The organism is Rhizobium oryzihabitans (assembly GCF_010669145.1).
GTDB classification, from domain to species: Bacteria; Pseudomonadota; Alphaproteobacteria; order Rhizobiales; family Rhizobiaceae; genus Agrobacterium; species Agrobacterium oryzihabitans.
Map to the genome: position 1 here is coordinate 3133129 of NZ_CP048632.1, position 25346 is coordinate 3158474.

The window sequence follows — 25346 nt, forward strand, 5'->3', positions numbered from 1 at the left end:
GTTTTGGCCGGCCCTTTCCTTTGGGTCGGTTTTCGTGGCAAAGCTGTAGGTCGGGGCAGGGCGTCATCCGCCTGTTCACGAAAAGGTATTTTTACACTTCATCATTCCGCCTTATGCTTTGACGATATATGCAGGGCAAGACTATTTGAAACGCGAGGACGCTTATGGCCGTGACCCTTCTTTCGCCTTTTCGCAGCAGCATTGCCGCAGTCGCGGGCATCGCGCTTGTGGCGGGTAGCCTTTCGGCCCCGGTTGCGGCATGGGCGCAGAGCCACGGGCCGGCATCGGTGGCCGATCTCGCCGAGCCGCTTCTGGATGCGGTGGTGAATATTTCGACGTCGCAGAACGTCAGGACCGAAGGCAAGGGCCCCGTTCCGCCGAAGCTGCCGGAAGGGTCTCCCTTCCAGGAGTTCTTCAAGGATTATTTCGACAACCAGAAACCGGAAGGTGGCGACAAGGTCAGTTCGCTGGGATCCGGCTTTGTCATCGATCCGGCCGGCTACGTCGTCACCAACAACCACGTCATCGAGGGCGCTGATGCCATCGAGGTGATTTTCCCGAACGGGTCGAAGCTCAAGGCGACGCTTGTCGGCACCGATACGAAGACCGATCTTTCCGTATTGAAGGTGGAGCCGAAAACGCCGCTGAAGGCCGTCAAGTTCGGTGATTCGCGCAGCATGCGCATCGGGGACTGGGTGATGGCCATCGGCAATCCCTTCGGCCTCGGCGGATCGCTGACGGTCGGCGTCATCTCGGCGCGTGGCCGCAACATCAATGCCGGTCCCTATGACAATTTCATCCAGACGGATGCGGCGATCAACAAGGGCAATTCCGGGGGTCCGCTCTTCAACATGAAGGGTGAGGTAATCGGCATCAATACGGCGATCATTTCGCCGAGCGGTGGATCGATCGGTATCGGTTTCGCCGTTCCGACGGAACTCGCGCAGAATATCGTGCAGCAACTCATCGAATTCGGCGAGACGCGTCGTGGCTGGCTCGGCGTTCGCGTGCAGCCTGTCACGGATGACGTGGCCGCAAGCCTTGGCATGGAAAGCGCAAAGGGTGCGTTGATTTCCGGTGTCGCCAAGGGCGGTCCGGTTGAAAACGGCCCGATCGTGGCCGGCGATGTCGTGTTGAAATTCGACGGCAAGGATATTCACGAGATGCGCGATCTCCTGCGGATCGTGGCGGAAAGCCCTGTTGGCAAGGAAGTCGACGTGGTTGTGCTGCGCGACGGCAAGGAAGAGACCCTCAAGGTTAAGCTCGGCCAATTGCTCGACACGCCGGATGAAAAGGCATCAACGGATGATCCGCAGGCCGAGGACGGTGACGGCGGCGTGGTGACACCTGATGATGGCGGCAGCGACGATCAGGCGCAGGACCAGACCCCCGAGGTGCGCGAAGCACCGCAGAGCGTGCTCGGCATGAACCTCGTTGTTCTGAGCAACGAGCTGCGAGCGGAGAAGGGTATCGCCGAAAGCGTCGAAGGCGTGCTTGTCGCGAGCGTCGATCAGGGTTCGCCTGCCGAACAGAAGGGCATGAAGCCGGGCGATATCATCGTCGAGGTCGGGCAGGATTTCATGGAGGTTCCGGGCGATGTGCTGGTGCGCATCAACGGCCTGAAATCCGAAGGCCGCAAGAATGCGCATATGATGGTTGCAGATGCTCAGGGCAATCTGCGCGTCGTGGCGCTGCCGCTGGAATAAAGCGCCTTTCGCCCGGTTCGTCAGGAATCGGGTGGTTGTGATCCCGGTCGCTCTTTAATTCTTGGTCTCCATCGAACGGAGGCCAAGGATATGAAATTACTCGAAAACAAGGTTGCAATCATCACCGGTGCGTCATCCGGCATCGGCCGGGCGACGGCAAGGCTGTTTGCTGAACAGGGTGCGGCCGTCATCATCAACGCGCGTGGCGCAGCGGCACTTGAGGATGTGGCTTCCGCCATTCGCCAGGCCGGCGGTCGCGTTCACACCGTCGTGGGTGACGTTGGCATTGAGGAAACCCATGCCCGCCTGACGGAGGTGGCCATGACCATCTTTGGCGGTCTCGATATCGCCGTCAACAATGCCGGTGCGGTTGGGGCGATGAAGCCGCTTGCGGAGATTTCGGTCGAGGAATGGGATCATGTGATCGCCGCCAATCTTACTTCCGCATTTCTCGGCGTGCGCAGCCAGATCCCTGCGATGTTGAAGCGGGGAGGCGGCTCGGTCGTCTTCATCTCCAGCTTCGTCGGCACCAGCGCCGGCATACCCGGAATGGCAGCCTATGGCACATCGAAAGCGGCGCTGATGGGGCTGGTGAAAGGTATTACTGCCGATTACGCCGTCAAGGGCATTCGCGCCAATGCGCTGCTTCCGGGCGGCGTCGATACGCCGATGGCGGGAGATGCGGCCCAGAAGGAATGGGCGGCGGGGCTGCATGCGATGAAACGCATTGCGGAGCCGGAGGAGCTGGCGCAGGCCGCCCTTTTCCTCTCCAGCCCGATGTCGAGCTTCGTTGCCGGATCGGCCCTGTTTGCCGATGGCGGCAATGCGGCGGTGAAATAATTGCCGAACTGGCGGGCGAGGGCGTTACTGCGCCTGTCGTGCCCGCCATTCCTCCAGCGTCAGCGCATAGGTGACGTGAGGGCGCAGATGCGGATGGGTATCTTCCGGCACGCGCGGATGATCGAAGTCGCGCGAAGGGTCACGCTTCAGGCCGATGCGCTCCATCACCCGCGTTGAACGATGGTTGTCACGGACGGCGAAGGAAACGATTTCCGGCGTTTCCTTTTCATCGAAAGCCATGACGAGCAGCGATTGCGCGGCTTCCGTCACATAACCGTGCCCCAGAAACGCGTGGCGAGCCGCCAGCCGATTTCCATGGTGCCGACCGGGAAGGGCGGATCGAGGTTCATGACGGGGGAGATACCACAGAAGCCCATGACTTCGCCGGTCTCGCGCAGCTCCATGGCATAAAAGCCGTAGCCGCTGCCGCGGATCATGCCATTGATGGTTTCGAGAACCGCGTCCGCTTCCGCATGGCTGCGGCGGAAGGGGAAGAATTCCATGACCTTTTCGTCGGCATTGATTTCGCGGAACAAATTGCGGTCGCTCTCCTTCCACTCGCGCAGAATGAGCCTTTGTGTCTCGCGGATGATCATGGAATGACAAAATCCGTCTTGCGGTAACCCTGAATGTAAAGAAGCGCGGTGAGATCGCCATGGTCGATGCGCATCTGCGCCTCTGCCGCAACGGCGGGCTTGGCGTGCAGGGCGACACCCGCGCCGGCCAGATGCAACATGCCCAGATCGTTGGCGCCATCGCCGACCGCCATTGCCTCATCCGGCGAGATGCCGAGTTTTGTGGCGATATCGTTCAGCGCATCCACCTTGGCCTGTTTGCCGAGGATCGGTTCGGCAACGGTGCCGTCGAGCTCACCATTGGCTTCGCCGAGCAGATTGGCACGGTTCTCGTCAAAACCCAGCATGGCGGCCACACGGCCGGTAAAGACGGTGAAACCGCCGGAAACGAGGGCAGTATAATAGCCCTTGGCCTTCATCGTGGCGATCAGTTCCTTGCCGCCGGGGGTGAGCGTGATACGCTTTTCGATGACGTCGTCGATCACGGAGACCGGCAGGCCTTTCAGCAGCGCCACGCGCTCCCTGAGCGCCGGCTCAAAAGCGATCTCGCCATTCATGGCGCGGGCGGTGATGGTGGAGACCTTGTCTTTCAGTCCCACTTCTGCAGCCAACTCGTCGATGCATTCCTGGCCGATCATGGTCGAATCCATATCGGCGATCAGAAGCTTCTTGCGTCGCTTGTCCTGTTCTTGAACCACGATATCGATCGGCTGGCCGGCAAGCGCGCCTGCAATGGCGTTGCGGGCCGCTTCCGCATCCGTGCCGGAGGGCAGGGCAATATCGCAGGCAATGCCATCAGCCAGCCAGTAGAGGCTCGATGCGTTGACGGCCTTTGCGGCGGCTTCGCCGAGGGCCGGTGTCAGAACAGGATTTGACGGATTGGCGATAAGCGTGGCAACGAAAGCCATGATGAAAAACCTTGATGAGAATTTTGATGCGATCCTGATAACCGGACCGACGGCAAGCGGCAAGTCCGCGCTTGCGCTTCGTTTGGCGCGGGAGCGGGGCGGTGTCGTCATCAATGCCGATAGCATGCAGGTTTACGACACGCTGCGGGTGCTGACAGCCCGGCCATCCGAAGACGAGATGGAGGGCGTGCCGCATCTGCTTTACGGCCATGTACCGGCAAGCAGCCTCTATTCGACAGGCGAATGGCTGCGTGAGATTTCGGCCCTGCTTCCCGATTTGCGCAAGCAAGGACGCTTTCCGGTCATCGTCGGTGGCACGGGGCTTTATTTCAAGGCGCTGACGGGTGGCCTGTCCGACATGCCCGCCATTCCGGACGGTATACGCGAGAGGCTGCGGTCCCGTCTGATTGAAGAGGGGCCGGCGGTTCTCCACGCGGAATTGTCGCGGCTTGATCCAGCTATGGCTGAAGGGCTTCAGCCGGGGGACGGCCAGCGGATCGTCCGGGCGCTGGAGGTCATCGAGGCGACCGGAAAGTCGATCCGGTATTTCCAGAAGGCGAGCGGTCCGATGATCATCGATCCCGATCGGGCGCAAAAAATCGTGGTTTTACCGGACAGGCCGGTGCTGCATGATCGCATCAACCGGCGGTTTGAAACCATGATGGAGAGCGGCGCGGTGGAGGAGGTGAAAGCTCTTCTCGCCCTCAATCTTGCGCCCGATGCGACCGCGATGAAGGCGATCGGCGTTTCTCAGATTGCCGATATGCTGGCCGGCCGCATGAGTGAGGCGGAGGTGATCGAAAAATCGGCGGCTGCCACCCGCCAATATGCCAAGCGGCAGATGACCTGGTTCCGTAATCAGATGGGGAAGACTGGGCGCGGCTTAAGCCATGAACGCCGGTGTCAGTCCTTGCGGTAGAGGCTGCCGAGCGGCTTCTTCAGCAGGCTTTCCCTCAGCGACGGGCGTGTATCGCCGGGAGGCGGCCCATTCTGCGTCTGCATCTGGAAACCGGCCCTGCGCAGGTCGTTAACGGCGTCGGAGGCGGTGTCGGCCTCTGTCGGCGGATTCTGCGGCGCTGATGGTGCACGTCCGGGCAGCATGTCGGGACGATAAGGCTCGTAGCCTTCCGTTGCAGCCGTCCCCAATTCGCGTTTCCAGCGATCCATGTCGTCTGTTTCTTTGAGGCCGGCGATGGGCTCCAGCGGATCGGAAAAGGCTGCCTCGACACTTTGCTGAAAACCGGTGATGACCGGTTTGGCCGTGGCGCGCATGCGGGTGACGATGCTGTTCAGGTCGACCGTATCGGGCGTTTCATGGGGCGTGTGGCTGACCGCGCCGCTTGCCTTCGGCAATTTGGCCGTGGGGACGCGGTCGAAGCGCATGCGCATTGGCACACCCACCGCTTCGCCAAAGGCGATGGCCTCGCCATTGCCGATGGACGACAAAAAGCTGGTGGTTGAGGTCGATGCATTCGGTACGGCGGACAGAATGATCTTCTGGTCGATCTCGTTCGACAGCCGCATGGCGAAAACGGTCGAGCACTGAGACAGGATAGTCTGGTCCAGTTCGCTCGGCCGCTGGCTGATGACGCCGAGGGAGATGCCGTATTTACGGCCTTCCTTGGCGATCTGGGCGATTGATTGACGGGTGGGGAAAAAGCCACGTTCGGGATCCGCCGGAACATAACGGTGCGCTTCTTCGCAAACCACCAGCATATGCAGTGAACCGCGCGCCAATACTGCGAGCTCGAAGGACATGCGGCAGAGGACGGAAACCACCGAGTTCACCACCTCGGAGGGGATGCCGGACAGCTGGAAAACCGAAATCGGCCTGCCTTCTCCGGGAATACGGAAGATATGCGCCACCGTTTCCAGAATATTATCGCTGATCGTATTGCTGGAGAACATGAAATTATAGCGCGTGTCGTTGATGGCCGAGAGGATGCGGCCCTTCAGGGAACGCAATACCGGTTTTTCCCCGCGCCCTTCCAGCCGTCCGATACGCTCGTCGACAAGGGCGAGGAGGTCGGCCATGCGGTAAGGAACCGGCGTATCCGGCGTGATCGCGCTCTTGTCCGTTGTCCGGCGCACGGCGGAGCCATCTGTGCCGCGAAATGCCTTTTTCGCTTCCGGAATGATCTCGCGCAGAACATCCATCTCTTCCGGCACTGGCTTGCGGCCGCGGAAGATCACTTCCGCGAATTCCTCGAGCCGCATCAGCCAGAAGGGAAGGTCGAGCGTATCGGTGTCGATAACAACCGAATGGTCGGGAAAAGCGGCTGCAAATTCATTGTGCGGATCGAGAATGAGGACGCGCAGCTTGGGGTCCGTCTCGATCGCCTTGTTCAACAGCAGGGTAACCGCCGTGGTCTTTCCCACACCCGTTGATCCGACGACGGCGAAATGTTTGGCCAGCATTTGCGGGATGTTGATGGCCGCGCCGATCGTGTCGTCCTGCGTCAGCTTGCCGATGACGCAGCTGTCACGCTTGCCGCCATCATAGATCTTGGCAAGGTCGCCCGTGCGGATGCGATGCGCCACCGCACCTAGATAGGGGTAACGGGAAATGCCGGAGGAAAAGCGTTCGCTGCCGTCCTCGGTGCGATAGACTTCGCCCACGAGTTCCACGTCGATCAACAGCCTGTTCGGCCTGTCCGATGACCAAGAATCTTCGCCGGTGCGCATGGCATATACCAGCGCCGCAACACGGCTCGTTCCCATTTCGATGGAAATCAGGCGGCCGACGGACCAGAGCTGGGCGACATCGGTTGAGCCGATCTCGGTTTCGGCGGCAATGGTCGCATGGGCGCCATCACAGGCGATGACGCGGCCCAGCATGCGGTTAGCCGGCTGCTGGCCGGACCGCCGTTCGTTCTCGTCCATACGGGACGCCTTATGAAACTCGTCGTTACTCACGTCTTATCCCGGTACATGCGGATGATCGCGGTGGTTCGGGCAGCATCTGCGTTTTCAATATTAAACGATTATACTTAACAACCGGTGTATCGGCTGCGTTCGAAAATTTCGTGGAAGCGCCCTTTCCGGCAATAAAAGAAGGCGGCTCCGATTTTTTCCTGCAATATGCGTTGACGGCTGGCGCATTTCTGGCTAACACTCCGGCCCATGAAAAATCTTAACGTACTTATCGTGGTGGGACGGCGCATGGGCAGGATGGTGTAACCATCCGGCGAAAGCACCCATGCGCTGAACGAGGCTCCTTAAGGGGCCTTTTTTTATGTCTTCAAACAGGCCCTCGGGCTCCTCGATATCCAAAGCCAAAGCGGGATGGAAACAGGCAATGACGGATAAGGACAATACGGAAAACAGCAATCGCATGACAGGTGCGGAGATTGTTCTGCAGGCGCTGAAGGACAACGGCGTCGAGCACATCTTCGGTTATCCTGGCGGTGCCGTGCTTCCGATCTATGACGAGATTTTCCAGCAGGAAGACATCCAGCACATTCTCGTGCGCCACGAGCAGGGCGCCGGCCATGCGGCCGAAGGTTATGCCCGCTCCACCGGCAAGGTCGGTGTCATGCTCGTTACGTCCGGTCCCGGCGCCACCAATGCGGTGACACCGCTGCAGGATGCGCTGATGGATTCCATTCCGCTCGTCTGCCTTTCCGGCCAGGTTCCGACATCGCTGATCGGTTCCGACGCGTTCCAGGAATGTGATACCGTCGGCATCACGCGCCCCTGCACCAAGCACAACTGGCTGGTGAAGGACGTCAACGAGCTGGCAGGCATCATCCATGAGGCCTTCCGCATCGCGCAGACCGGCCGTCCCGGTCCCGTCGTTGTCGATATTCCGAAGGACATCCAGTTTGCCACCGGCACCTACACACCGCCTTCCGCCGCCATTCAGCAGAAGAGCTACAAGCCGAAGGTCCAGGGCGATCTCAATGCCATTCACGCGGCCATCGAACTGATGTCGAAGGCAAAGAAGCCGATCTTCTACACCGGCGGCGGCGTCATCAATTCCGGCCCGGAAGCAACCCGGCTGCTGCGTGAGCTGGTGGAATTGACCGGTTTCCCGATCACCTCGACGCTGATGGGTCTCGGCGCTTATCCGGCCTCCGGCAAGAACTGGCTCGGCATGCTGGGCATGCACGGTTCCTACGAGGCCAACATGACGATGCATGATTGCGATGTCATGGTCTGCATCGGCGCGCGTTTCGACGACCGAATTACCGGTCGTATCAACGCGTTTTCGCCGAATTCCAAGAAAATCCACATCGACATCGATCCGTCGTCGATCAACAAGACGGTTCGCGTTGACGTGCCTGTCATTGGCGATGTCGGCCATGTTCTGGAAGATATGGTTCGCCTGTGGCGCGCCTTGCCGAAGAAGCCGGAAAAGGCGCAGACAGCCGACTGGTGGTCGCAGATCGAGCGCTGGCGCGCCCGCAACTCCTTCGCCTACAAGAATTCCAACGATGTCATCATGCCGCAATATGCGTTGCAGCGTCTTTATGAGGCGTCGAAGGGACGCGACACCTACATCACCACCGAAGTCGGGCAGCACCAGATGTGGGCGGCGCAGTTCTTCGGCTTCGAGGAGCCCAATCACTGGATGACCTCGGGCGGTCTCGGCACCATGGGTTACGGCCTGCCGGCGGCCATCGGCGTTCAGGTTGCGCATCCGGAAGCACTGGTTATCGACATTGCCGGCGATGCCTCGATCCAGATGTGCATCCAGGAAATGTCCTGCGCCATCCAGTACGGTCTGCCGGTGAAGATTTTCATCCTCAATAACCAGTATATGGGCATGGTGCGGCAGTGGCAGCAGCTTCTGCATGGCAACCGCCTGTCCAACTCTTACACCGAAGCCATGCCTGACTTCGTCAAGCTGGCGGAAGCCTATGGCGCAGTCGGGATGTATTGCGACGATCCGAAGGAGCTGGATGACAAGATCGCCGAAATGATCGCGGTCAACCGGCCGGTCATCTTCGATTGCCGTGTTGCCAATCTTGCCAATTGCTTCCCGATGATCCCGTCTGGTAAGGCTCACAACGAGATGCTGTTGCCGGATGAGGCGACGGATGAAGCTGTTGCCAACGCCATCGACGCCAAGGGCCGTCAGCTAGTCTGAGCCGGGAGAGGAAAAGGACATGAACGCACACCTACAACCCACCGGCTCCGCCTATTTCATCCAGAAGGAAACGGCTGCCGTCGAAAATCATACGCTGTCGGTTCTCGTCAGCAACGAGCCGGGCGTTCTCGCCCGGGTCATCGGCCTGTTTTCCGGCCGGGGCTATAACATCGAAAGCCTGACGGTTTCGGAAACCGAGCATGAGGCGCATCTGTCGCGCATCACCATCGTGACACGCGGCACGCCGATCGTGCTGGAGCAGATCAAGGCGCAGCTGGAACGCATCGTTCCGGTGCACCGGGTTCTCGATCTCACCGTTCGCGCCCGCGAACTGGGTCAGGAGCGGCCGATCGAGCGCGAAGTGGCGCTCATCAAGGTCGCCGGCTCGGGCGAAGCCCGCGCCGAGACGCTTCGCCTTGCCGATGCGTTTCAGGCCAAGGTCGTGGATGCGACGGTGGAGCACTTCATCTTCGAGATCACCGGCAAGTCGTCCAAGATCGACCAGTTCGTGGCCATCATCAAGCCGCTCGGCCTGATCGAGATTTGCCGTACGGGGATTGCAGCGATGAACCGTGGTTCGCAGGGGATGTAATTTCCGCAAGGAAAGTAATTGCTGTTGAATATCAAGCCCGCGCAACGTCGCGGGCTTGTCTTTTTTCCACCTACAGTCCGGTGCGCTTTCCAAAGGGTATGATGCGTGCGTTTCCTGTACGATCAGGATTCTGTGGTGGTTCATCCGCAGGTCGTGTCACGACGAGACGGCCGCCAATACCTTCGGCCAGCGCCTCGCTTTCGCGCATTTTCCGAAGCTCGGCTCTTGCTTCCGGCGTCGCGGTTCCTATCAGCCGTTCAACGCCATCGACACCGCCCGGGACCGTCAGCCGGCGTTTGATATCGTTCGCCCTATAGCCATGTTTGCGGGAGTAGCGAAGGGTCAATTGATATTGGTCCGGTAAGTCTTGTCCGGCCGTCGCGGCGACATGGCGAACCCGATAAGAAACGGAATCGTCCTCTATCCCGAAGACGTCGCCATCGGGGATAATATATCCGTTTTTCTCGGTAGCAATTTTGATGAAGGTCAGCGCGCCCGCATATAGTTCTGACCAGGGAACGGGTGCTGCTTCCACATTGATTTCGCGCCCGATATAGTCTGCTGCTCCCAGCGTCTGGATGCCGACACATTGCTCCGTACTACCCGGTGGTGGCTCGTCACGGTAAATGCGGGGGTGAACTGTCAGGGGTCCTATCGGCTCTTCGACAAATGCCGTGAAACTCTCGGCCGAAAACAGCATATTGCTCTGCGTCCAGTGGATGAGGCTTGCCGGCACATTTGTGCAGATCGTTTCGCAGGCGATGGATAAGCATCTTACCCGGTCCAGAAACTCGGCAAGCGAATGGCCGGGCTGGTACATGCCGAGTTCACTGAACAGGCTGGCAATGCCCTTTTCCTGCATCACTCCGCCAAACACGCCGTGCTGTATATAGACGAGCAGGTGGGATTTATGGCGCCGGATTCGGTCGATAGCATCGGGCACCAGCATGACGGAGATCGGCGAGCCGAGCGTGCCAGCGAAAACGCCATGATCCGCTGGACCCGCGACGAACTCGACGGTGAGCTGAAGATCGTTTGGCCCGAACATCTGCACATAGGTCGAAGACATTCCGGGGCACGCCAGGGTTACGCCGAGCCGGTTGAATACGGTCTGAAGCTGCTTAACCAGATTTGGCAGTGGCGAGGCGGCGATGTTGCCTTCCAAAAGTATGGCGGCCTGCATCTGGTTTGTATATTTCCCAATCATGATAATATTGATCCCGACTATTATGCCAGTATCATGGGTTAATCAGGTTTCTTTGATGTAAATATAAACGGAGTAATTTAATCAATAGCGTTTTTTCCGTATTGCAAGTGTTATTATATTAGAATGTTTTGATGTTGTCGCCGCAATCGACGCGCATACTTCTTCTGTTTGGCGATTGGCCATCTACGTTTCTGCACTGGTTCAGTCGGCGGCAGGCGATGACGTGGGGTGAGATTTGCCCTGCGTTTATATATTCAACCACATGGTTGACTTTCCGGATCGTCAGCTTATATTCAACAACATGGTTGAATTATCTGTTCCACATCTCGACACTGTCTTTCATGCGCTTGGCGATGCGACGCGACGCACGATGCTGCGCGATCTTTCCCGTGGGGAGCGAACGGTGAGCCAGTTGGCCGAGCCGTTCGACATATCGCTCGCGGCGGCATCCAAGCACATCAAGGCGCTGGAAAATGCCGGGCTTATCCGCCGCGAGGTGAGGGGGCGCACGCATGTCTGTCGCCTTGCGCCGGAACCCTTGGCAGACGCGCATGAATGGCTGGATTTCTACCGGCAGTTCTGGAACAGCCGCCTCGATATTCTTGAGCAGATGCTCAGGGAGGATGATCAGGGAAAGTCCCCTGCAAATGGAGGAAATGACAATGGCTGATATTGCAATGCCTGACACCTATGGCCGGCTCGTCGAGCCGACGACCCTGAAGATAGAACGGCTCCTGCCGGGGCCGATCGACCGGGTCTGGGCCTATCTGACACAAAGCGACCTACGCCGCCGGTGGCTGGCATCCGGTGAAATGCGGCTTGCGCCAGATGCGCCGTTCGAACTGGTCTGGCGCAATGACGAGCTTTCCGACCCGCCGGGCCACCGCCCGGAGGGTTTTTCCGAAGAGGACAGGATGGCTTCGCGCATCATTACCGTTATTCCGCCGCATCGCCTCGTCTTCAGTTGGGGTGAGGGTGGTGAGGTATCGATCGAGCTTCAGGCTCTGGGCAAGGACGTGCTTCTGACACTGGTCCATCGTCGACTGGCCAATCGGAAGACCAGGCTCGAAGTCGGTGCCGGCTGGCATGCGCATCTCGATATTCTCGCTGCGCGTCTCCAGGAAAAGGAACCCAAACCCTTCTGGGACAGCTGGCTGGGGCTGAAAGAGGAATATGAGCACCGCATACCATAACCAGGTGCTGCGTATTTTGAAAACTGACGGCGCGGTTTGCCGCGCCGTTATTGGCCGTTGCAGCGGCGCACCGAGGACCGGTTTTCTGCGCTCACATTTTGATTCAACGGCTTGTGTCCCTGATTCCAAAAAATCTCTTAACGCTCTGTTATATCAAAGCATTTCCAGCGGTGTCTTGCGCATCGGCGGCGGGAAGGCGGCGTCTAGTGCGGCCCAATCCTCATCAGTGATTTCGAGATCTGTCGCACCACGGTTCTCTTCCACGCGCGCAGTGTTTGCGGATTTCGGAATGGCGATGACGCCCTCCCTTTCCAGAAGAAAGGCCAAGGCCAGTTGCGCCGGTGTGGCCTGATAGGCTTTGGCGATGCGGATAAGCTCGTGGTTGTTGAGGATGCGACCCTGCTCGATCGGGGAATACGCCATCAGCGGCACGCCATGCCACTGGCACCAGGGCAGAAGCGAAAATTCCGGCCCGCGCCGGGACAGGTTGTAGAGCACCTGATTGGCGGCGCATTTTTTGCCGTCTGGAACGGCGAAAAGCGCCTCCATGTCGTCGGTGTCGAAATTGGAGACTCCCCAGTCGCCGATCTTGCCGTCCTTTTTCAGCCTTTCAAAAGCCGCCACCGTTTCTGTGAGCGGATGCTCGCCGCGCCAGTGCAGCAGATAGAGATCGAGATGATCGGTGCCGAGCCTTGCGAGGCTCCGCTCGCAGGCTTCAATCGTTCCTCTTGCGCTGGCGTTCCAGGGATAGACCTTGCTCACCAGAAACACCTCGTCGCGGCGGCCGGCGATTGCCGAGCCCACCACTTCTTCGGATCGGCCATCGGCGTACATTTCGGCCGTGTCGATCAGCGACATGCCGAGATCGATCGCCTTGCGAATACTCTCGACCTCCTGCGCCGCGGATGATCGGCTCTCTCCCATGTTCCAGGTGCCAAGGCCAAGGGCTGGAACCTCTTTTCCGGATGGCAGGGTGACGGATGGCATGTCGTCATACATGGGCTCGCTCCAGCGTTGGTTGAGGGGACAATAGCCCTTTGTTCCGACTTCTCAAACCCGGCAGGGGAATGATCGATCCATCAAAAAATTTGACTGCGCCGATCGGGTGAGCGGACTGGTTTGACGGTGGTTCGGCGGATAGGGTCTTTTCACAGGAGAGATCATGACTGTCGAAACCTTCGTTGCGCTGGTGCTGTTTGCCTTCACCACCTCCATCACGCCCGGCCCTAACAATATGATGCTTTTTGCTTCCGGCGTGAATTTCGGTTTCCGCCGCACCATACCGCATATGCTGGGCATCGGGGCGGGGTTCCTCTCGCTGCTGATTGGCGTGGGATTTGGGCTTGGCGCGTTGCTGCACTCCGTGCCCCTGCTTTATACGGGGCTGAAATTCACGGGCGGGCTTTATCTTGTCTGGATCGCGTGGAAGATCGGCACATCCCGCAGCCTGAATGAAGGGACGGCCGCCTCAGTGCCGATGAGCTTTCTTGCCGCTGCCGCCTTCCAGTGGGTCAATCCGAAGGCGTGGGTGATGGCCGTGACGGCGATGGCGACCTATACGGATGAGGGGCAATATCTCATCACCGTTCTGATCGTCGGTGTGGTTTTCGCCGCTGTCAATCTCCCCAGCGTTTCGACCTGGGCGGGCTTCGGCTCGGCGCTGCGCGACTGGCTGTCCGTTCCCGTGCGGCTCAAATGGTTCAACATCACCATGGCCGTCCTTCTGGTCGTCAGCCTCTGGCCGATGCTGAAGTAGGCGCCTAGGCCGGGAACTGGCGGTAACATTCCTCGGCGATCTTTTGCACCTCGTCACGCGTCAGTTCGGCGGAAACGGCATAGCCCAGTTCGTTGTCGATCCAGTAGAAGGTCTCGATGCCATCGGCGCTGGCCATTCGGAAGCTGGTGGTGCGGTTTTCCTCGTTGTGGCCGATCAGCACCGTTACCCGACGGCCGGTCTTATCCTGATACATCAGCATCGCGCCGGGCTTGCCGCTGACGGGAATGAGACGCCCGCCAACGAGATCGTATCCGAGTTTGGAAAGATCGGGGATCGCGAAGGGGTAACCGAGCCGCTTGCCGAGCCATGTCGCAAGGTGCTGCTGCTCTCCGGCTCCGACTTCGACGGGATGGCGGACTTCACTCGCGTAAATGAGATAGGCCGATTTCGCCTGCGCGGGAATATCCGTCGGCAGCGATGCAAGCACCACGTCCTGCGGTGTGGAGAAGGATTGCGGCAAAAGCCTGCCGGCTACCGTACCCGCGGTGAAGATCAGCAAGGCGGCTGCCGTTCGCAGAAGAAACGATTTCACCTGCCATGCAGGCTTTGTTTTTTTGGCGGTAAACATCGACATGTCGTGCGGATGCGAAGCGGCGTAGGCGGCGAATGTATTTCGCAGGGTTTCGGCCTGTTTCTTCCAGTCCTCCACGCGGCTCTGCTCTTCCGGCCTTTCAGTCAGCCAGGCCTCGACAGCCGCGCGATCATCCTCGGACAAAAGTCCGTCGACATAGGCGTGCAGGTCGTCTTCGGTTATGGCGTCTGGCCGTTTCATCGTGGTCTCCGCAGGGGAATGATATTATCCGCCGCCAGGTGCTGGCGAAGGGTTTCGCGGGCGCGGGACAGTCTGGACATGACGGTCCCCACCGGGATCGACAATGTCTCTGCCGCCTCCTGATAGCTGTAACCTTCCACCGTCACCAGCATCAGCACCGCCCGCATCTCGGGTGAAAGAAGGGCGAGAGCGCCGTGCAGCCGGTCGTTCTCCAGCGTATCGCCGAGCGTATCGGCAACGGCGATGGTTTCATGGCCTTCGAGGCTTTCCGACGGATGACGTTTCTCGGCGCGGTGGCGGTTGCGATAAAGATTCGTCATTATCGTGTAAGCCCATGTTTTCAGGGCCGTTCCGCGCCATTGCCTTTTGTTGGTCAGCGCCTTTTCCACGCAGTCCTGCAGAAGGTCTTCGCCATCGGCGTCGGAACGGGACAGGCTGCGGGAATAACGCCGCAGCATGGGTATCAGCGCCAGCATCTCCGTTTCGAAGTTGCCGGCTGCGGGGAGAGGCTCCCCCGCTTTTCGCCATTCATGCCATCAGGGTTTTGCGGCATCCCATACACCGTTCATACCGTCGCCGGTGGCATCGCCTTTTTTCATGTCCTTGGCCCAGTAATAAAGCGGCATGCCGTCCTTTGCCCACTGCATCTTGCCGTCCTTGCGCGTCACGACGGAATAGGCTCCCTCGGCCTTGTCGCCCGTGGCTGCGAAAAACGGCGGCCAGTTCACCGCGCATTTGTCATAGCAATTGGATACGCCCTTCTTGTCGTTCTTGAAAGTGTAGAGCGTCATGCCTTTTTCGCCGGCAAGAACATTGCCTTTTTCGGTCTTGACCGTTTCGACCGCAGGGGCCGCATAGGCCGTTCCGGCAAAAGCCAGAACGAGGGCGGGAACGATAAAGCGGATCTTCATGGACATATCCTCCTTGGTTCGGGCGGCCTCTGCCGCCAGCACATCAAGAGACACCGCAGGCTTCCGGTTTATTCCGTGCCGCGACGTGTTTTTTGTGATTTTTAAACTTATCCATTGAGCTAAGTGTTTTACCGTGATACTTAGCCTTATGGAAAACTATTCAGATGAACTCGATGATATCTTCCAGTCCCTTGCCGATCCGACCAGGCGAGCGGTGATTTTGACGTTGGGGGCGGGGAGGCGAGCATCGGAACGCTTGCCGAACCCTTTGACATGGCCCTGCCATCCTTCATGAAACACATCCGTCAACTGGAGGGTGCGGGGCTGATCGTGACGCGCAAGCAGGGCCGGGTGCGGTTCTGCTCGCTGGAAAGAGGGCGGTTTTCGATGCTGGAGGGCTGGCTGTCGCAACAGCACGCCATCTGGGAGGGCCGGACGGACCGGCTCGAACAATTCGTCATGGCGCAACAGGACAGGACCTCATGGAAAGGGGAGAATGACAAATGACCGACACTTTCAATCCCGATCTCGATCTGAAGATTTCAAGGATCATAAGGGCGCCGCGCTGGCTCGTCTGGAATGCGTGGGTCGACAAGACCAGCCTCGAACAATGGTGGGTGCCGAATCCCGGCCAATGCCGCGTTGAGAAAATGGAGCTTTTCCCCGGCGGCGCTTTCGAGACGCGCTACAGTGAGGACGGCAAGGCATTCGGCGATCACATAAGCGGGTGTTTCCTGGCGGTGGATCATGAGGAGCGTCTGGTCTTCACCGATGCGCTGACGGCAGGCTTTCGTCCCTCCGCCCGCCCGTTCCTCACCGCCGTCATGAGTTTTCGCGACCACCCTGAAGGTATGGAATATGTGGCCTATGCGATGCACCGAAATCCTGGGGATCGCGACAGGCACGCCGAGATGGGTTTCTTTGACGGCTGGAACACGGTTGCGGAGCAGCTGGCGCAGCTTGTTGAAAGGCAGGCGGTGAATTGAGGCCTTTATTGCGGCATGATTCATCTTTCGTTCTTTTTCTGTTGCGCATGGTGCTCGAATCCTGCGATGAGGGCGCATGTTATTTTCACCGCAACAGGACGAAGCGCTCAAGGCTGTTTCCCGCTGGCTGAAGGAAGGCCGGACGCCGGTTTTTCGGCTGTTCGGTTATGCCGGAACCGGCAAGACGACGCTTGCCAAACATTTTGCGGAAAATGTCGATGGGGAAGTGCTGTTTGCGGCTTTCACCGGCAAGGCGGCGCAGGTGCTGCGGTCGCGCGGGGCGACCAACGCCCGCACCATCCATTCGCTGATCTATCGCCCGCGCGGTGAAGAAACGGTGGAAGATGAGGAAACCGGCAAGACATCCATCGCGCCGATGTTCTCCATCAACCGCCAGAGCCCGCTTGCCAAGGCGGCGCTCATCATCATCGACGAATGTTCGATGGTGGACGAGCAGCTCGGCAAGGATCTGATGAGTTTCGGCACGCCCATCCTCGTGCTTGGCGATCCTGGGCAGTTGCCGCCGGTTTCAGGCGGTGGTTTCTTCACCGAGCAGGAGCCGGATTATCTGCTGTCGGAGATCCATCGTCAGGCCAAGGACAATCCCATCATTCACCTTGCCATGGATGTGCGGGAAGGCCGCGAGATCATGCGCGGCGATTACGGCGCTGCACAGGTGATCTCCAAGTCCGAGGTGACGCAGTCGCTCGTGCTCGATGCCGATCAAGTGCTTGTCGGCACCAACCGCACCCGCCGCCGTTATAACCAGCGGCTTCGCGAGCTGAAGGGTTTTTCGGCAGATTATCCGCAATCCGGCGACAAGCTGGTTTGCCTGAGGAACGATCCGGCCAAGGGCCTGCTGAACGGTTCGCTGTGGCAGGTCATGAGTTCATCGCGCGAAACGGTGAAACCCGGCATCAACCTGATGATACGGCCCGAAGACGACGATATGGATCGCGGCGCGGCCAAGATCAAATTGCTGAAGGCCGCGTTCGAGGATGTTGAGACCGAAATTCCGTGGTCCACCCGCAAGCGTTATGACGAGTTCGATTTCGGCTATGCACTGACCGTGCACAAGGCGCAGGGTTCGCAGTGGAACAATGTGGTTCTCTTCGATGAGAGCTATGCCTTCCGCGATTCGCGCGAAAGGTGGCTATATACCGCCATTACCCGCGCGGCGGAGACACTGACCATCGTTCGCTGATCGTGACTATGCACGGATAACACCCAGGAGAACCGCCTTGGCGACCGCCTGAAAGCGGTTGCTGGCGTTGAACTTGCCGATGATTTTCGCCTCGAGCACGTTGAGGTCGGTCCCTGAAAGACCAAGGGCACGGGCGAGCCGCACCGGCGCATAACCCTCCGCCATCAGTTCAAGGCATTTTCGTTCGGTGTCGGTCAGTGCGATGTCCCTGGCAGGAGCTCGCTCCTCGCCATCGAGCCCGTCCGCATCGCTGTCGGTGACGAGCAGTTCCTCAATCTGCTGCGCCTGGCGCTGAAGGGTGGAGAGCTCGGCCGTCAATTCCCTCTTTCGCTGCCTCAACGCCGCGTGAAAGACGTCGTCCGCCTCTTCCTGCGAAAGCGAGCGGACCAGTTTTTCCATGATCTCGGTAATGGAAGCAACGGAAATGCCCACTTCGCGGCAGACATTGATGACCGCCATGCGTCTGACGTTGCGGTGGGTATAGACCCGCATCTGGCCAATGCGCTTCGAGGTCAGCAGCGCCTTTTCCTCATAAAAATGGAGGGTCCGGTGCGTTACTCCGAAGATATTGGCCATGTCGGCGATGGGAACCGGTTCGGCGGGCAGGGAGGAGGGCAGACTTATATCCGGAAGGAAATAGCTGTTTCTTGGATTGGATTTGTCCTCGTCGCCGTGTTCAAACGGCATACGGCCATCCTGCATCGTTTCCCCCTTTTGCGCTCTTTGACAGTGTCTGTTTTTTAAGTGGCGTCGATCGCTTGTTCCCCCGCGACGACCCCTCTGATCAAGACATCATGCCAAACGCTACATAAGAACCGTAACGTGTATTGTGTGTTTTCGTTCCCATATTCCAAAAAATTTTATCGGCCTCCTTGCGGTTGGCGTCAACCTGCGTGAAACAGGATGTCAATTCCGAACCGGAGCCCGATGTCATGCCAGCGAAACTTTCCGTCAATCTGAACGCAATTGCCATGCTGCGCAACCGTCGCGATCTTCCGTGGCCGGATGTCGCGCATTTCGGGCATTTGGCACTCGCTGCGGGTGCAAGCGGGCTCACTGTACACCCTCGTCCCGATCAGCGCCATATCCGCTTTTCGGACCTGCCGGTATTGCGCGCCCTGATCGATGACAGCTTCCCCGGCGCGGAATTCAACATCGAAGGATATCCGACCGAGGATTTTCTCCTTCTTTGTGAAAAGACGCAGCCGGAACAGGTCACACTGGTGCCGGACGACCCGTCGCAGGCGACCTCCGACCATGGCTGGGATTTCCGCAAACACGCCGTTTTCCTGAAAGACGTCGTGGGACGCCTGAAGGCCGGTGGCATGCGGGTCTCGCTTTTCGCAGATGGCGACGGCGAGCGCGAGCCGGTGGAACTGGCGGCCGAGACGGGTGCTGCCCGTATCGAGCTTTATACCGGTCCCTATGGCGGCTGTTTTGACGATCCGCAAAAGGCTGACGCGCTTGTCGAAAAGCTCGGGCAGACGGCGGATCATGCAAGAGCGCTCGGACTTGCCGTCAATGCCGGTCATGACCTCACCGTCGCAAACCTGCCCAAGCTGATGAAACGCATCCCTGATCTGGCCGAGGTTTCAATCGGTCACGGATTGACGGCAGATGCGCTTGAATATGGCATGACTGAAACAGTCAGGCGTTTTTGTCAGGCCTGCGGTCAGGCTATTTCATAACCAAAGTCAATTTTTTCGCCTATGCTTTGGCTGCGCATGCTCCGTGCGCGAGCTTATGAAGGCAGAGACATATGCAAGAACATCATGTTGTCGTCGTGGGTGGAGGCTTCGGCGGTTTGCAACTGGTACATGGGCTGGAGGGGGCCCCTGTCCGCATCACACTGATAGACCGCCGCAATCACCATCTGTTCCAGCCCCTGCTTTATCAGGTTGCGACGACGGCGCTGGCGACATCCGAAATCGCCTGGCCGATCCGCCACCTCTATCGCGACCGCAAAGAGGTGACGACCCTGCTTGCGGAGGTGACCGGCGTGGACCGGGCGGCGCGGACCGTGCAGCTGAATTCCGGTCAAGTGATCGGTTTCGATACGCTGGTATTGGCCACCGGCGCGCGCCATGCCTATTTCGGCCGTGACGATTGGGAGCGTTCGGCCCCCGGCCTGAAGACGCTCGAAGATGCGACGACAATCCGCCGCCGTCTGCTTCTGGCCTTCGAACGGGCCGAACTTGCGACCAGTGAAGAGGAGCGGCAGGCACTGTTGACCTTCGTCATCATCGGCGCAGGTCCGACGGGCGTGGAAATGGCGGGCATGATCGCCGAGCTTGCCCACAAAGCGTTGCCGCCGGAATTCCGCAATGTGGATACCAGAAAGACCCGTGTGCTGCTTGTCGAGGCCGGCCCTCGCGTTCTGCCGGTTTTCACCGAGGATCTTTCCGCCTATGCGAAGGAGGCTCTGGAGAAACTCGGCGTCGAGGTTTTGCTCGGCACGCCCGTTACAGCGTGTACCGATGAAGGCGTGACGGTGGGCGAGACCTATTATCCCTGCCGTACGGTCGTCTGGGCCGCCGGTGTGCAGGCGTCTCCCGCCGCGAAGTGGCTGGATGCCGCCGCCGACAGGGCAGGCCGCGCCATTGTCGGGCCGCATCTCAATCTGGAAGACGACGACAATATCTTCGTCATCGGCGATACGGCCGCCGTCAATCAGGAGAACGGCAAACCGGTGCCGGGCATCGCACCTGCGGCAAAACAGCAGGGCGCCCACGTCGCAAAGGTCATCAAGGCGCGGCTCTCCGGCAAGCCGTCACCGTCGCCGTTCCGCTATAGCCATCAGGGCAATCTTGCGACTATCGGCAAACGCGCGGCGGTGATCGATTTCGGCAGGTTCAAGCTCAGGGGCGTGCTGGCGTGGTGGATCTGGGGGCTTGCCCATATCTACTTCCTGATCGGAACGCGCTCAAGGCTTGCGGTGGCGTGGAGCTGGCTGTGGATTTACCTGAGCGGCCAGCACAGCGCGCGGCTGATTACGCAGAAAGAGACGTTGAAGGACGAGGCCTGAGGGCAGGGCGAGCAAAGGGCGGGAAGCATGGCTTCCCGCCCTTCGTGCTTATGACAGCTGCGCCAAAACTCTCGCCGTCATGCCGGTCCCCGGAACAAGCCCGAGGATGATCCGGCATCCAGCCGACGCGCGTCTGCGCGGCGAGAAGAGTTTTTTCAGCCCAAGGACTTGGGCTGGCTGGACCCCGGATCCAGTCCGGGGTGACGGCGTGTGGATGTGGCGTGTGTGCCCAATCCAGGGCTCAAGCGTCGAGCGATGCCATATTGATGACGAAGCGATACCGCACATCGCTCTTCAGCACGCGCTCATAGGCTTCGTTGACGTCCTGGATGTTGATCGTCTCGATTTCCGAGACGATGTTGTGCTCGCCGCAGAAATCCAGCATTTCCTGGGTTTCCTTGATCGAACCGATCATCGAGCCGGACAGGTTCTTTGCGCCGAAGATCAGCGCGAAGGCGTGGACCGGGATCGGATGCTCGGGCGCGCCCACCACGACCATGCTGCCCTTGGGCTTCAGGAGGCCGAGATAGGCGTTCCAGTCGATGGCGACGCCGGCCGTGCAGATGATCAGGTCGAAGGTGCCGGCCAGCTTCTCGAAGGTCGAGGCGTCACTGGTGGCGTAATAGTCCTTCGCGCCGAGCTTCAGGCCGTCTTCCTTCTTCGACAGGGTCTGGGAAAGGACGGTGATATCCGCGCCCATGGCCGCGCCAAGCTTGACGCCCATATGGCCAAGGCCACCCATGCCGACAATCGCGACCTTCTGGCCGGGACCGGCATTCCAGCGGCGCAGCGGCGAATAAAGCGTGATACCGGCGCATAGAAGCGGCGCGGAAGCATCGAGCGGCAGGTTGTCCGGGATCGACAGGACATAACCTTCCTTGACGACGATCGAGTCCGAATAACCGCCATGGGTCGCGGTCTTCGTGAAGGGATCGACGTCGTTATAGGTCTGGACGAGGCCGGGCATGTAGTGCTCGTTGTCGAGATCGCGTGTTGCGCAGCCGATGCAGGAATCGACGAAGCAGCCGACGCCGACATGGTCGCCGACCTTGAACTTCGTGACCTTGGAGCCGACGGCTTTCACGACGCCGGCAATCTCATGGCCGGGAACGATCGGATAGACGGCATTCTTCCACTCGTTGCGGACGGTGTGGATGTCCGAGTGGCAGATGCCGGCATATTTGATGTCGATGACGACGTCGTCATCGTTCGGCTCGCGGCGTTCGAAGGTGAACGGGGTAAGCGGCTTTGACGCGTCGGTCGCAGCGTAACCTCTTGCTATAGCCATCTGAATATCCTTTCGGGGGTGGGGAAGTGACGGCGGAATATGCGACGGAAGCTTGGGAAGGCGTTAGAGCGATCCTCCAGCCTTTTTGCACGATCCTGCAAAAATATGCGGGCGTGCTCTTTGCGCGGGCCGGGAGGCTTTCTAGATAAATGACATCCGCTGCATTTCCTCCTTCAGTTAAGGGAATTCCCCTATGTCCTTGCCGTTTAATCTCTATCAGGAGATCGCCTCCATCGCCGCGCGATATGCCACCAGCGACGGCGAGGTGCAGACGGCGATCGAATCTCTTGGCATCAGCCGCCGCACAACGCCCAGCGCGCCGTGCCACGGCAGCTACCGCCCCTGTTTCGCATTGGTGATCCAGGGATCGAAAAGCGTCCAGCTGGGAACGGACACCATCAATTATGGCGCGGGCGACTATCTCCTGACATCGCTTGACCTGCCGGTTGCCTGGCGCGTGGTGGAGGCGAGCAAGGAGGTTCCGCATTTTTGCATCGCGCTTGCGATCGATAGTGAAAAGCTGCTCGACCTCATGCGGCGCGTGCCCATCGACCCGCCTGCGGAGCCGGCGAACGCGCAGCGCGGCATCGTCGTCAATGCCGCCACGCCGGAGCTGCTCGATGCGGCCATCCGGCTGATGCGCCTGCTCGATCGCCCGGCGGACATCGCGGCCATGGCGCCGCTGATCGAGCAGGAAATCCTCTACCGTATTCTGACCGGACCGGCGGGCGGGCAGCTTATGAACATCATCGCTGCCGGCAGCCATGGCAACCGCATCGCCCGCGCCATTGCCTGGCTGCGAGAGAATTTCGCGCGCCAGCTGCGCGTCGAGGATCTTGCGGAGCATATCGGCATGAGCGTGTCGTCCTTCCATCATCATTTCAAGACGATTACGGCCATGACGCCGGTTCAGTACCAGAAGCAATTGCGCCTGCATGAGGCGCGCCGGCTGATGCTGCTGGAGCGGCTGGATGCGGGCACTGCCGGCCATCGCGTCGGTTACCAGAGTCCTTCGCAGTTCAGCCGTGAATATAGTCGCTTCTATGGATTGTCGCCGTCGCGGGATATCGATGCCTCGCGTGAGATCAGCGTGGCTGGGTAGGTTGTGCGTCGGTTAGTGGATCGTGGCGGGTGTGGCTTACCCCCCTCTGCCCTGCCGGGCATCTCCCCCACAGGTGGGGAGATTGATATGAGGCTAAGCTTCGCCCATCTCAAGGCCAGAGAATGAAGCGGCGCCAAAGCCGCTTGCCGATCTCCCTCCTTGTGGGGGAGATGCCCGGCAGGGCAGAGGGGGGTAAGCCACACCCGCCACGATCCACTAATCGACGCACAACCGCGTAAAGCTCACCAAGCCGGCATTCACCCGGCACCGCACCGCGTCAATTCTCGTCCTCCCCGGAAGAATCCGCTTGACCCCAACGCTGCCTCCGCTTAAATGGCGCTCGAACCGTACCGTACGGTACATTAATCGAGCCCCTGGAGTGGAAAGACTTGGCTTCCGACCCGATCACAGCGCAGGAATTTTCGCCGCGCCAGAACGCCGTTCTGGACCAGGCATTGCGTCTATTGGTCGAGGGCGGCGAGAAAGCGCTCACCACATCGGGGCTGGCGCGTGCTGCCAACTGTTCCAAGGAAAGCCTCTACAAGTGGTTTGGCGACCGGGACGGCCTGCTGGCTGCGATGATCACCTTCCAGCAGAGCAAGGTCCGCACCTTCGAAAAGGCGGGCGACCGCGTTTCCGCACCGCAGCTTGCCGATCACCTCGAGGTTTTCGCGCATGATCTGCTGGATGTGCTGGCGGGCGACGTGTCACTGGCGCTCAACCGTCTGGCGATAGGGCAGGCGAGCCGTGACGGCTCGAAGCTCGGCGATCTGCTGTTGGAACGCGGCCGTCGCCAGATCGACCGGCGGGCGCGTGGGCTGATCGAGGCGGGTCGCCGCTCCGGCTATCTGCGTTTCGATGATGCCGAGGAGGCATATCGCAGTTTTTACGGCCTCATCGTTTCGGATCTGCATGTGCGCATGCTTTTGGGCGAGGCGCCGGACAAGGATTTTTCCGCCCGGGCGAAGAAGGCGGTCGTCGCCTTTCTGACCCTCTACGGCACGGAAAAGGTACATTCGGAACTCAGCGGCAAACCCGCCTGACATTCCGGTTCAGACAACTGAGAGACAAGCATTAGGGAAGGACCATAAAATGCGCGTTTATTATGATCGTGATGCCGATCTCAATCTCATCAAGTCCAAGAACGTCGTCGTTGTCGGCTACGGTTCCCAGGGCCGCGCCCATGCGCTGAACCTCAAGGATTCCGGCGCCAAGAACGTCGTCATCGCCCTGAAGGCCGGTTCGCCGACCGTCAAGAAGGCAGAAGCCGACGGCTTCAAGGTCATGACCGTTGCCGAAGCCGCCAAGTGGGGCGACCTTCTGATGATGGCGACGCCTGACGAATTGCAGGCCGACATCTACAAGGCCGACATCGCCGGCAACATCCGCGACGGCGCAGCCATCGCTTTCGCACACGGCCTCAACGTTCACTTCGGCCTCATCGAGCCGAAGGCATCGCTCGACGTCGTCATGATCGCACCGAAGGGCCCCGGCCACACGGTTCGCGGCGAATACCAGAAGGGCGGCGGCGTTCCCTGCCTCGTTGCCGTTCATCAGAATGCTTCCGGCAACGCGCTTGAACTCGCTCTCTCCTACGCCTGCGGCGTTGGCGGCGGCCGTTCGGGCATCATCGAAACCAACTTCAAGGAAGAGTGCGAAACCGACCTCTTCGGCGAACAGGTCGTTCTGTGCGGCGGTCTCGTCGAACTCATCCGCGCCGGTTTCGAAACTCTGGTCGAAGCCGGTTACGCACCGGAAATGGCCTATTTCGAGTGCCTGCACGAAGTGAAGCTGATCGTCGACCTGATCTATGAAGGCGGCATCGCCAACATGAACTACTCGATCTCCAACACGGCCGAGTGGGGCGAATACGTCACCGGTCCGCGCATCATTACCGCCGACACCAAGGCTGAAATGAAGCGCGTTCTGCACGACATCCAGACCGGCAAGTTCACCTCCGAGTGGATGCAGGAATGGAAGGCCGGCGGCGCCCGCTTCAAGGGTATCCGTCGCAACAACGACTCCCACCAGATCGAAGAAGTCGGCGCAAAGCTGCGCGGCATGATGCCCTGGATCGGCAAGAACAAGCTGGTCGATAAGGCCGTCAACTAAGCTTCATTGACTGGTAGAGAATAGGAAGGCCGGAGCGAAAGCTCCGGCCTTTTTGT

The 25346-nt window shown here is 59.5% G+C and carries 23 protein-coding genes and 3 pseudogenes; 16 read left to right on the top strand and 10 right to left on the bottom strand.

What is annotated here, in order from left to right; translation table 11 throughout:
- Window positions 1-164 precede the first annotated feature (164 nt).
- Together G3A56_RS15685 and G3A56_RS15690 are read left to right on the top strand one after the other, a co-directional pair.
- Window positions 165-1706, top strand: a complete 1542-nt coding sequence (locus G3A56_RS15685; protein ID WP_082182611.1) for a Do family serine endopeptidase — start codon at window positions 165-167, stop codon at window positions 1704-1706.
- Between the two features lie 90 nt (window positions 1707-1796).
- Window positions 1797-2546: an SDR family oxidoreductase gene (locus G3A56_RS15690; RefSeq protein WP_082182610.1), complete on the top strand. Its 750-nt coding sequence runs from the start codon at window positions 1797-1799 to the stop codon at window positions 2544-2546.
- 24 nt (window positions 2547-2570) lie between these two features.
- On the opposite strand, the pseudogene G3A56_RS15695 reads toward G3A56_RS15690, so the two are convergent.
- Both G3A56_RS15695 and serB read right to left on the bottom strand, forming a co-directional pair.
- Window positions 2571-3142 (bottom strand): annotated as a pseudogene (locus G3A56_RS15695) (GNAT family N-acetyltransferase).
- The gene (gene serB / locus G3A56_RS15700; protein WP_082182608.1) at window positions 3139-4029 is read right to left on the bottom strand and encodes a phosphoserine phosphatase SerB; all 891 of its coding nucleotides are present in this window, start codon (window positions 4027-4029) and stop codon (window positions 3139-3141) included. The pseudogene G3A56_RS15695 and the gene serB overlap by 4 nt, the downstream one beginning before the upstream one ends.
- Between serB and miaA the strand changes: the two are divergent.
- Window positions 4028-4923: pseudogene (gene miaA / locus G3A56_RS15705) on the top strand (tRNA (adenosine(37)-N6)-dimethylallyltransferase MiaA). The gene serB and the pseudogene miaA overlap by 2 nt on opposite strands.
- Before the next feature lie 9 nt (window positions 4924-4932).
- Here the strand turns inward: miaA and G3A56_RS15710 are convergent.
- Entirely contained in the window at window positions 4933-6945 is a 2013-nt protein-coding gene (locus G3A56_RS15710; RefSeq protein WP_082182606.1) for an ATP-binding protein, read from the bottom strand.
- 382 nt (window positions 6946-7327) lie between these two features.
- Between G3A56_RS15710 and G3A56_RS15715 the strand changes: the two genes are divergently transcribed.
- Both G3A56_RS15715 and ilvN read left to right on the top strand, forming a co-directional pair.
- Window positions 7328-9121 (top strand): acetolactate synthase 3 large subunit, encoded by a 1794-nt coding sequence (locus G3A56_RS15715; RefSeq protein ID WP_082182605.1) that lies wholly within the window; start codon window positions 7328-7330, stop codon window positions 9119-9121.
- 19 nt (window positions 9122-9140) lie between these two features.
- A complete protein-coding gene (gene ilvN, locus G3A56_RS15720; RefSeq protein WP_003513099.1) occupies window positions 9141-9713 on the top strand; it encodes an acetolactate synthase small subunit in 573 nt (190 codons plus the stop codon).
- A 70-nt stretch (window positions 9714-9783) separates the two neighbouring features.
- On the opposite strand, the gene G3A56_RS15725 is transcribed toward ilvN, so the two are convergent.
- Entirely contained in the window at window positions 9784-10920 is a 1137-nt protein-coding gene (locus G3A56_RS15725) for a hypothetical protein (protein ID WP_137067552.1), read from the bottom strand.
- Window positions 10921-11221: 301 nt separating this feature from the next.
- Between G3A56_RS15725 and G3A56_RS15730 the strand changes: the two genes are divergently transcribed.
- Both G3A56_RS15730 and G3A56_RS15735 read left to right on the top strand, forming a co-directional pair.
- A complete protein-coding gene (locus tag G3A56_RS15730) occupies window positions 11222-11590 on the top strand; it encodes an ArsR/SmtB family transcription factor (protein ID WP_035242763.1) in 369 nt (122 codons plus the stop codon).
- On the top strand, window positions 11583-12113 hold the full coding sequence (locus G3A56_RS15735; RefSeq protein ID WP_082182603.1) for an SRPBCC family protein: 531 nt from the start codon (window positions 11583-11585) through the stop codon (window positions 12111-12113). Before G3A56_RS15730 ends, G3A56_RS15735 begins: the two co-directional genes overlap by 8 nt.
- Window positions 12114-12266: 153 nt before the next feature.
- Here the strand turns inward: G3A56_RS15735 and G3A56_RS15740 are convergent, their stop codons facing one another.
- Complete coding sequence (locus G3A56_RS15740) at window positions 12267-13112, bottom strand: aldo/keto reductase (RefSeq protein ID WP_082182602.1); 846 nt, start codon at window positions 13110-13112, stop codon at window positions 12267-12269.
- 163 nt (window positions 13113-13275) lie between these two features.
- Between G3A56_RS15740 and G3A56_RS15745 the strand changes: the two genes are divergently transcribed.
- Window positions 13276-13869, top strand: coding sequence for a LysE family translocator (locus G3A56_RS15745; RefSeq protein ID WP_082182601.1), 594 nt, complete (start codon window positions 13276-13278; stop codon window positions 13867-13869).
- Between the two features lie 4 nt (window positions 13870-13873).
- Here G3A56_RS15745 and G3A56_RS15750 read toward each other — a convergent pair whose 3' ends face one another.
- Genes G3A56_RS15750 through G3A56_RS15760 form a run of 3 tightly spaced genes read right to left on the bottom strand, consistent with a single transcriptional unit; the run spans window position 13874 to window position 15579 of the window.
- A complete protein-coding gene (locus G3A56_RS15750; protein ID WP_082182600.1) occupies window positions 13874-14662 on the bottom strand; it encodes an anti-sigma factor family protein in 789 nt (262 codons plus the stop codon).
- The gene (locus tag G3A56_RS15755; RefSeq protein ID WP_164056501.1) at window positions 14659-15138 is read right to left on the bottom strand and encodes an RNA polymerase sigma factor; all 480 of its coding nucleotides are present in this window, start codon (window positions 15136-15138) and stop codon (window positions 14659-14661) included. The genes G3A56_RS15750 and G3A56_RS15755 overlap by 4 nt, the downstream gene beginning before the upstream one ends.
- 60 nt (window positions 15139-15198) lie before the next feature.
- Entirely contained in the window at window positions 15199-15579 is a 381-nt protein-coding gene (locus tag G3A56_RS15760) for a COG4315 family predicted lipoprotein (protein ID WP_082184470.1), read from the bottom strand.
- A gap of 142 nt (window positions 15580-15721) precedes the next feature.
- Here G3A56_RS15760 and G3A56_RS15765 point away from each other — a divergent pair.
- The 3 genes and pseudogenes from G3A56_RS15765 to G3A56_RS15775 all read left to right on the top strand — a co-directional run bounded on the left by G3A56_RS15765 (window position 15722) and on the right by G3A56_RS15775 (window position 17763).
- Window positions 15722-16080, top strand: a pseudogene (locus G3A56_RS15765) (ArsR/SmtB family transcription factor).
- Window positions 16077-16559, top strand: a complete 483-nt coding sequence (locus G3A56_RS15770; RefSeq protein WP_003495010.1) for an SRPBCC family protein — start codon at window positions 16077-16079, stop codon at window positions 16557-16559. The pseudogene G3A56_RS15765 and the gene G3A56_RS15770 overlap by 4 nt, the downstream one beginning before the upstream one ends.
- Before the next feature lie 76 nt (window positions 16560-16635).
- Window positions 16636-17763 (top strand): ATP-dependent DNA helicase, encoded by a 1128-nt coding sequence (locus G3A56_RS15775; RefSeq protein ID WP_082182597.1) that lies wholly within the window; start codon window positions 16636-16638, stop codon window positions 17761-17763.
- Window positions 17764-17769: 6 nt separating this feature from the next.
- Here the strand turns inward: G3A56_RS15775 and G3A56_RS15780 are convergent, their stop codons facing one another.
- On the bottom strand, window positions 17770-18465 hold the full coding sequence (locus tag G3A56_RS15780) for a MerR family transcriptional regulator (protein WP_082182596.1): 696 nt from the start codon (window positions 18463-18465) through the stop codon (window positions 17770-17772).
- A 230-nt stretch (window positions 18466-18695) separates the two neighbouring features.
- Between G3A56_RS15780 and G3A56_RS15785 the strand changes: the two genes are divergently transcribed.
- Together G3A56_RS15785 and G3A56_RS15790 are read left to right on the top strand one after the other, a co-directional pair.
- Complete coding sequence (locus G3A56_RS15785) at window positions 18696-19451, top strand: pyridoxine 5'-phosphate synthase (RefSeq protein WP_035242266.1); 756 nt, start codon at window positions 18696-18698, stop codon at window positions 19449-19451.
- A gap of 71 nt (window positions 19452-19522) precedes the next feature.
- On the top strand, window positions 19523-20788 hold the full coding sequence (locus G3A56_RS15790) for an NAD(P)/FAD-dependent oxidoreductase (protein WP_082182595.1): 1266 nt from the start codon (window positions 19523-19525) through the stop codon (window positions 20786-20788).
- Window positions 20789-21029: 241 nt separating this feature from the next.
- Here G3A56_RS15790 and G3A56_RS15795 read toward each other — a convergent pair whose 3' ends face one another.
- Window positions 21030-22076: an NAD(P)-dependent alcohol dehydrogenase gene (locus tag G3A56_RS15795; protein ID WP_082182594.1), complete on the bottom strand. Its 1047-nt coding sequence runs from the start codon at window positions 22074-22076 to the stop codon at window positions 21030-21032.
- A gap of 193 nt (window positions 22077-22269) precedes the next feature.
- Here G3A56_RS15795 and G3A56_RS15800 point away from each other — a divergent pair, with 193 nt between their 5' ends.
- The 3 genes from G3A56_RS15800 (at window position 22270) to ilvC (ending at window position 25290) form a co-directional block, all read left to right on the top strand.
- A complete protein-coding gene (locus G3A56_RS15800) occupies window positions 22270-23178 on the top strand; it encodes an AraC family transcriptional regulator (protein WP_082182593.1) in 909 nt (302 codons plus the stop codon).
- A gap of 389 nt (window positions 23179-23567) precedes the next feature.
- Entirely contained in the window at window positions 23568-24221 is a 654-nt protein-coding gene (locus G3A56_RS15805; RefSeq protein WP_003507581.1) for a TetR/AcrR family transcriptional regulator, read from the top strand.
- 49 nt (window positions 24222-24270) lie between these two features.
- Window positions 24271-25290 carry a ketol-acid reductoisomerase gene (ilvC, locus tag G3A56_RS15810; protein WP_003495030.1) on the top strand — a complete coding sequence of 340 codons (1020 nt, stop codon included), beginning with the start codon at window positions 24271-24273 and terminating at the stop codon, window positions 25288-25290.
- The last annotated feature ends 56 nt before the right edge of the window (window positions 25291-25346 follow it).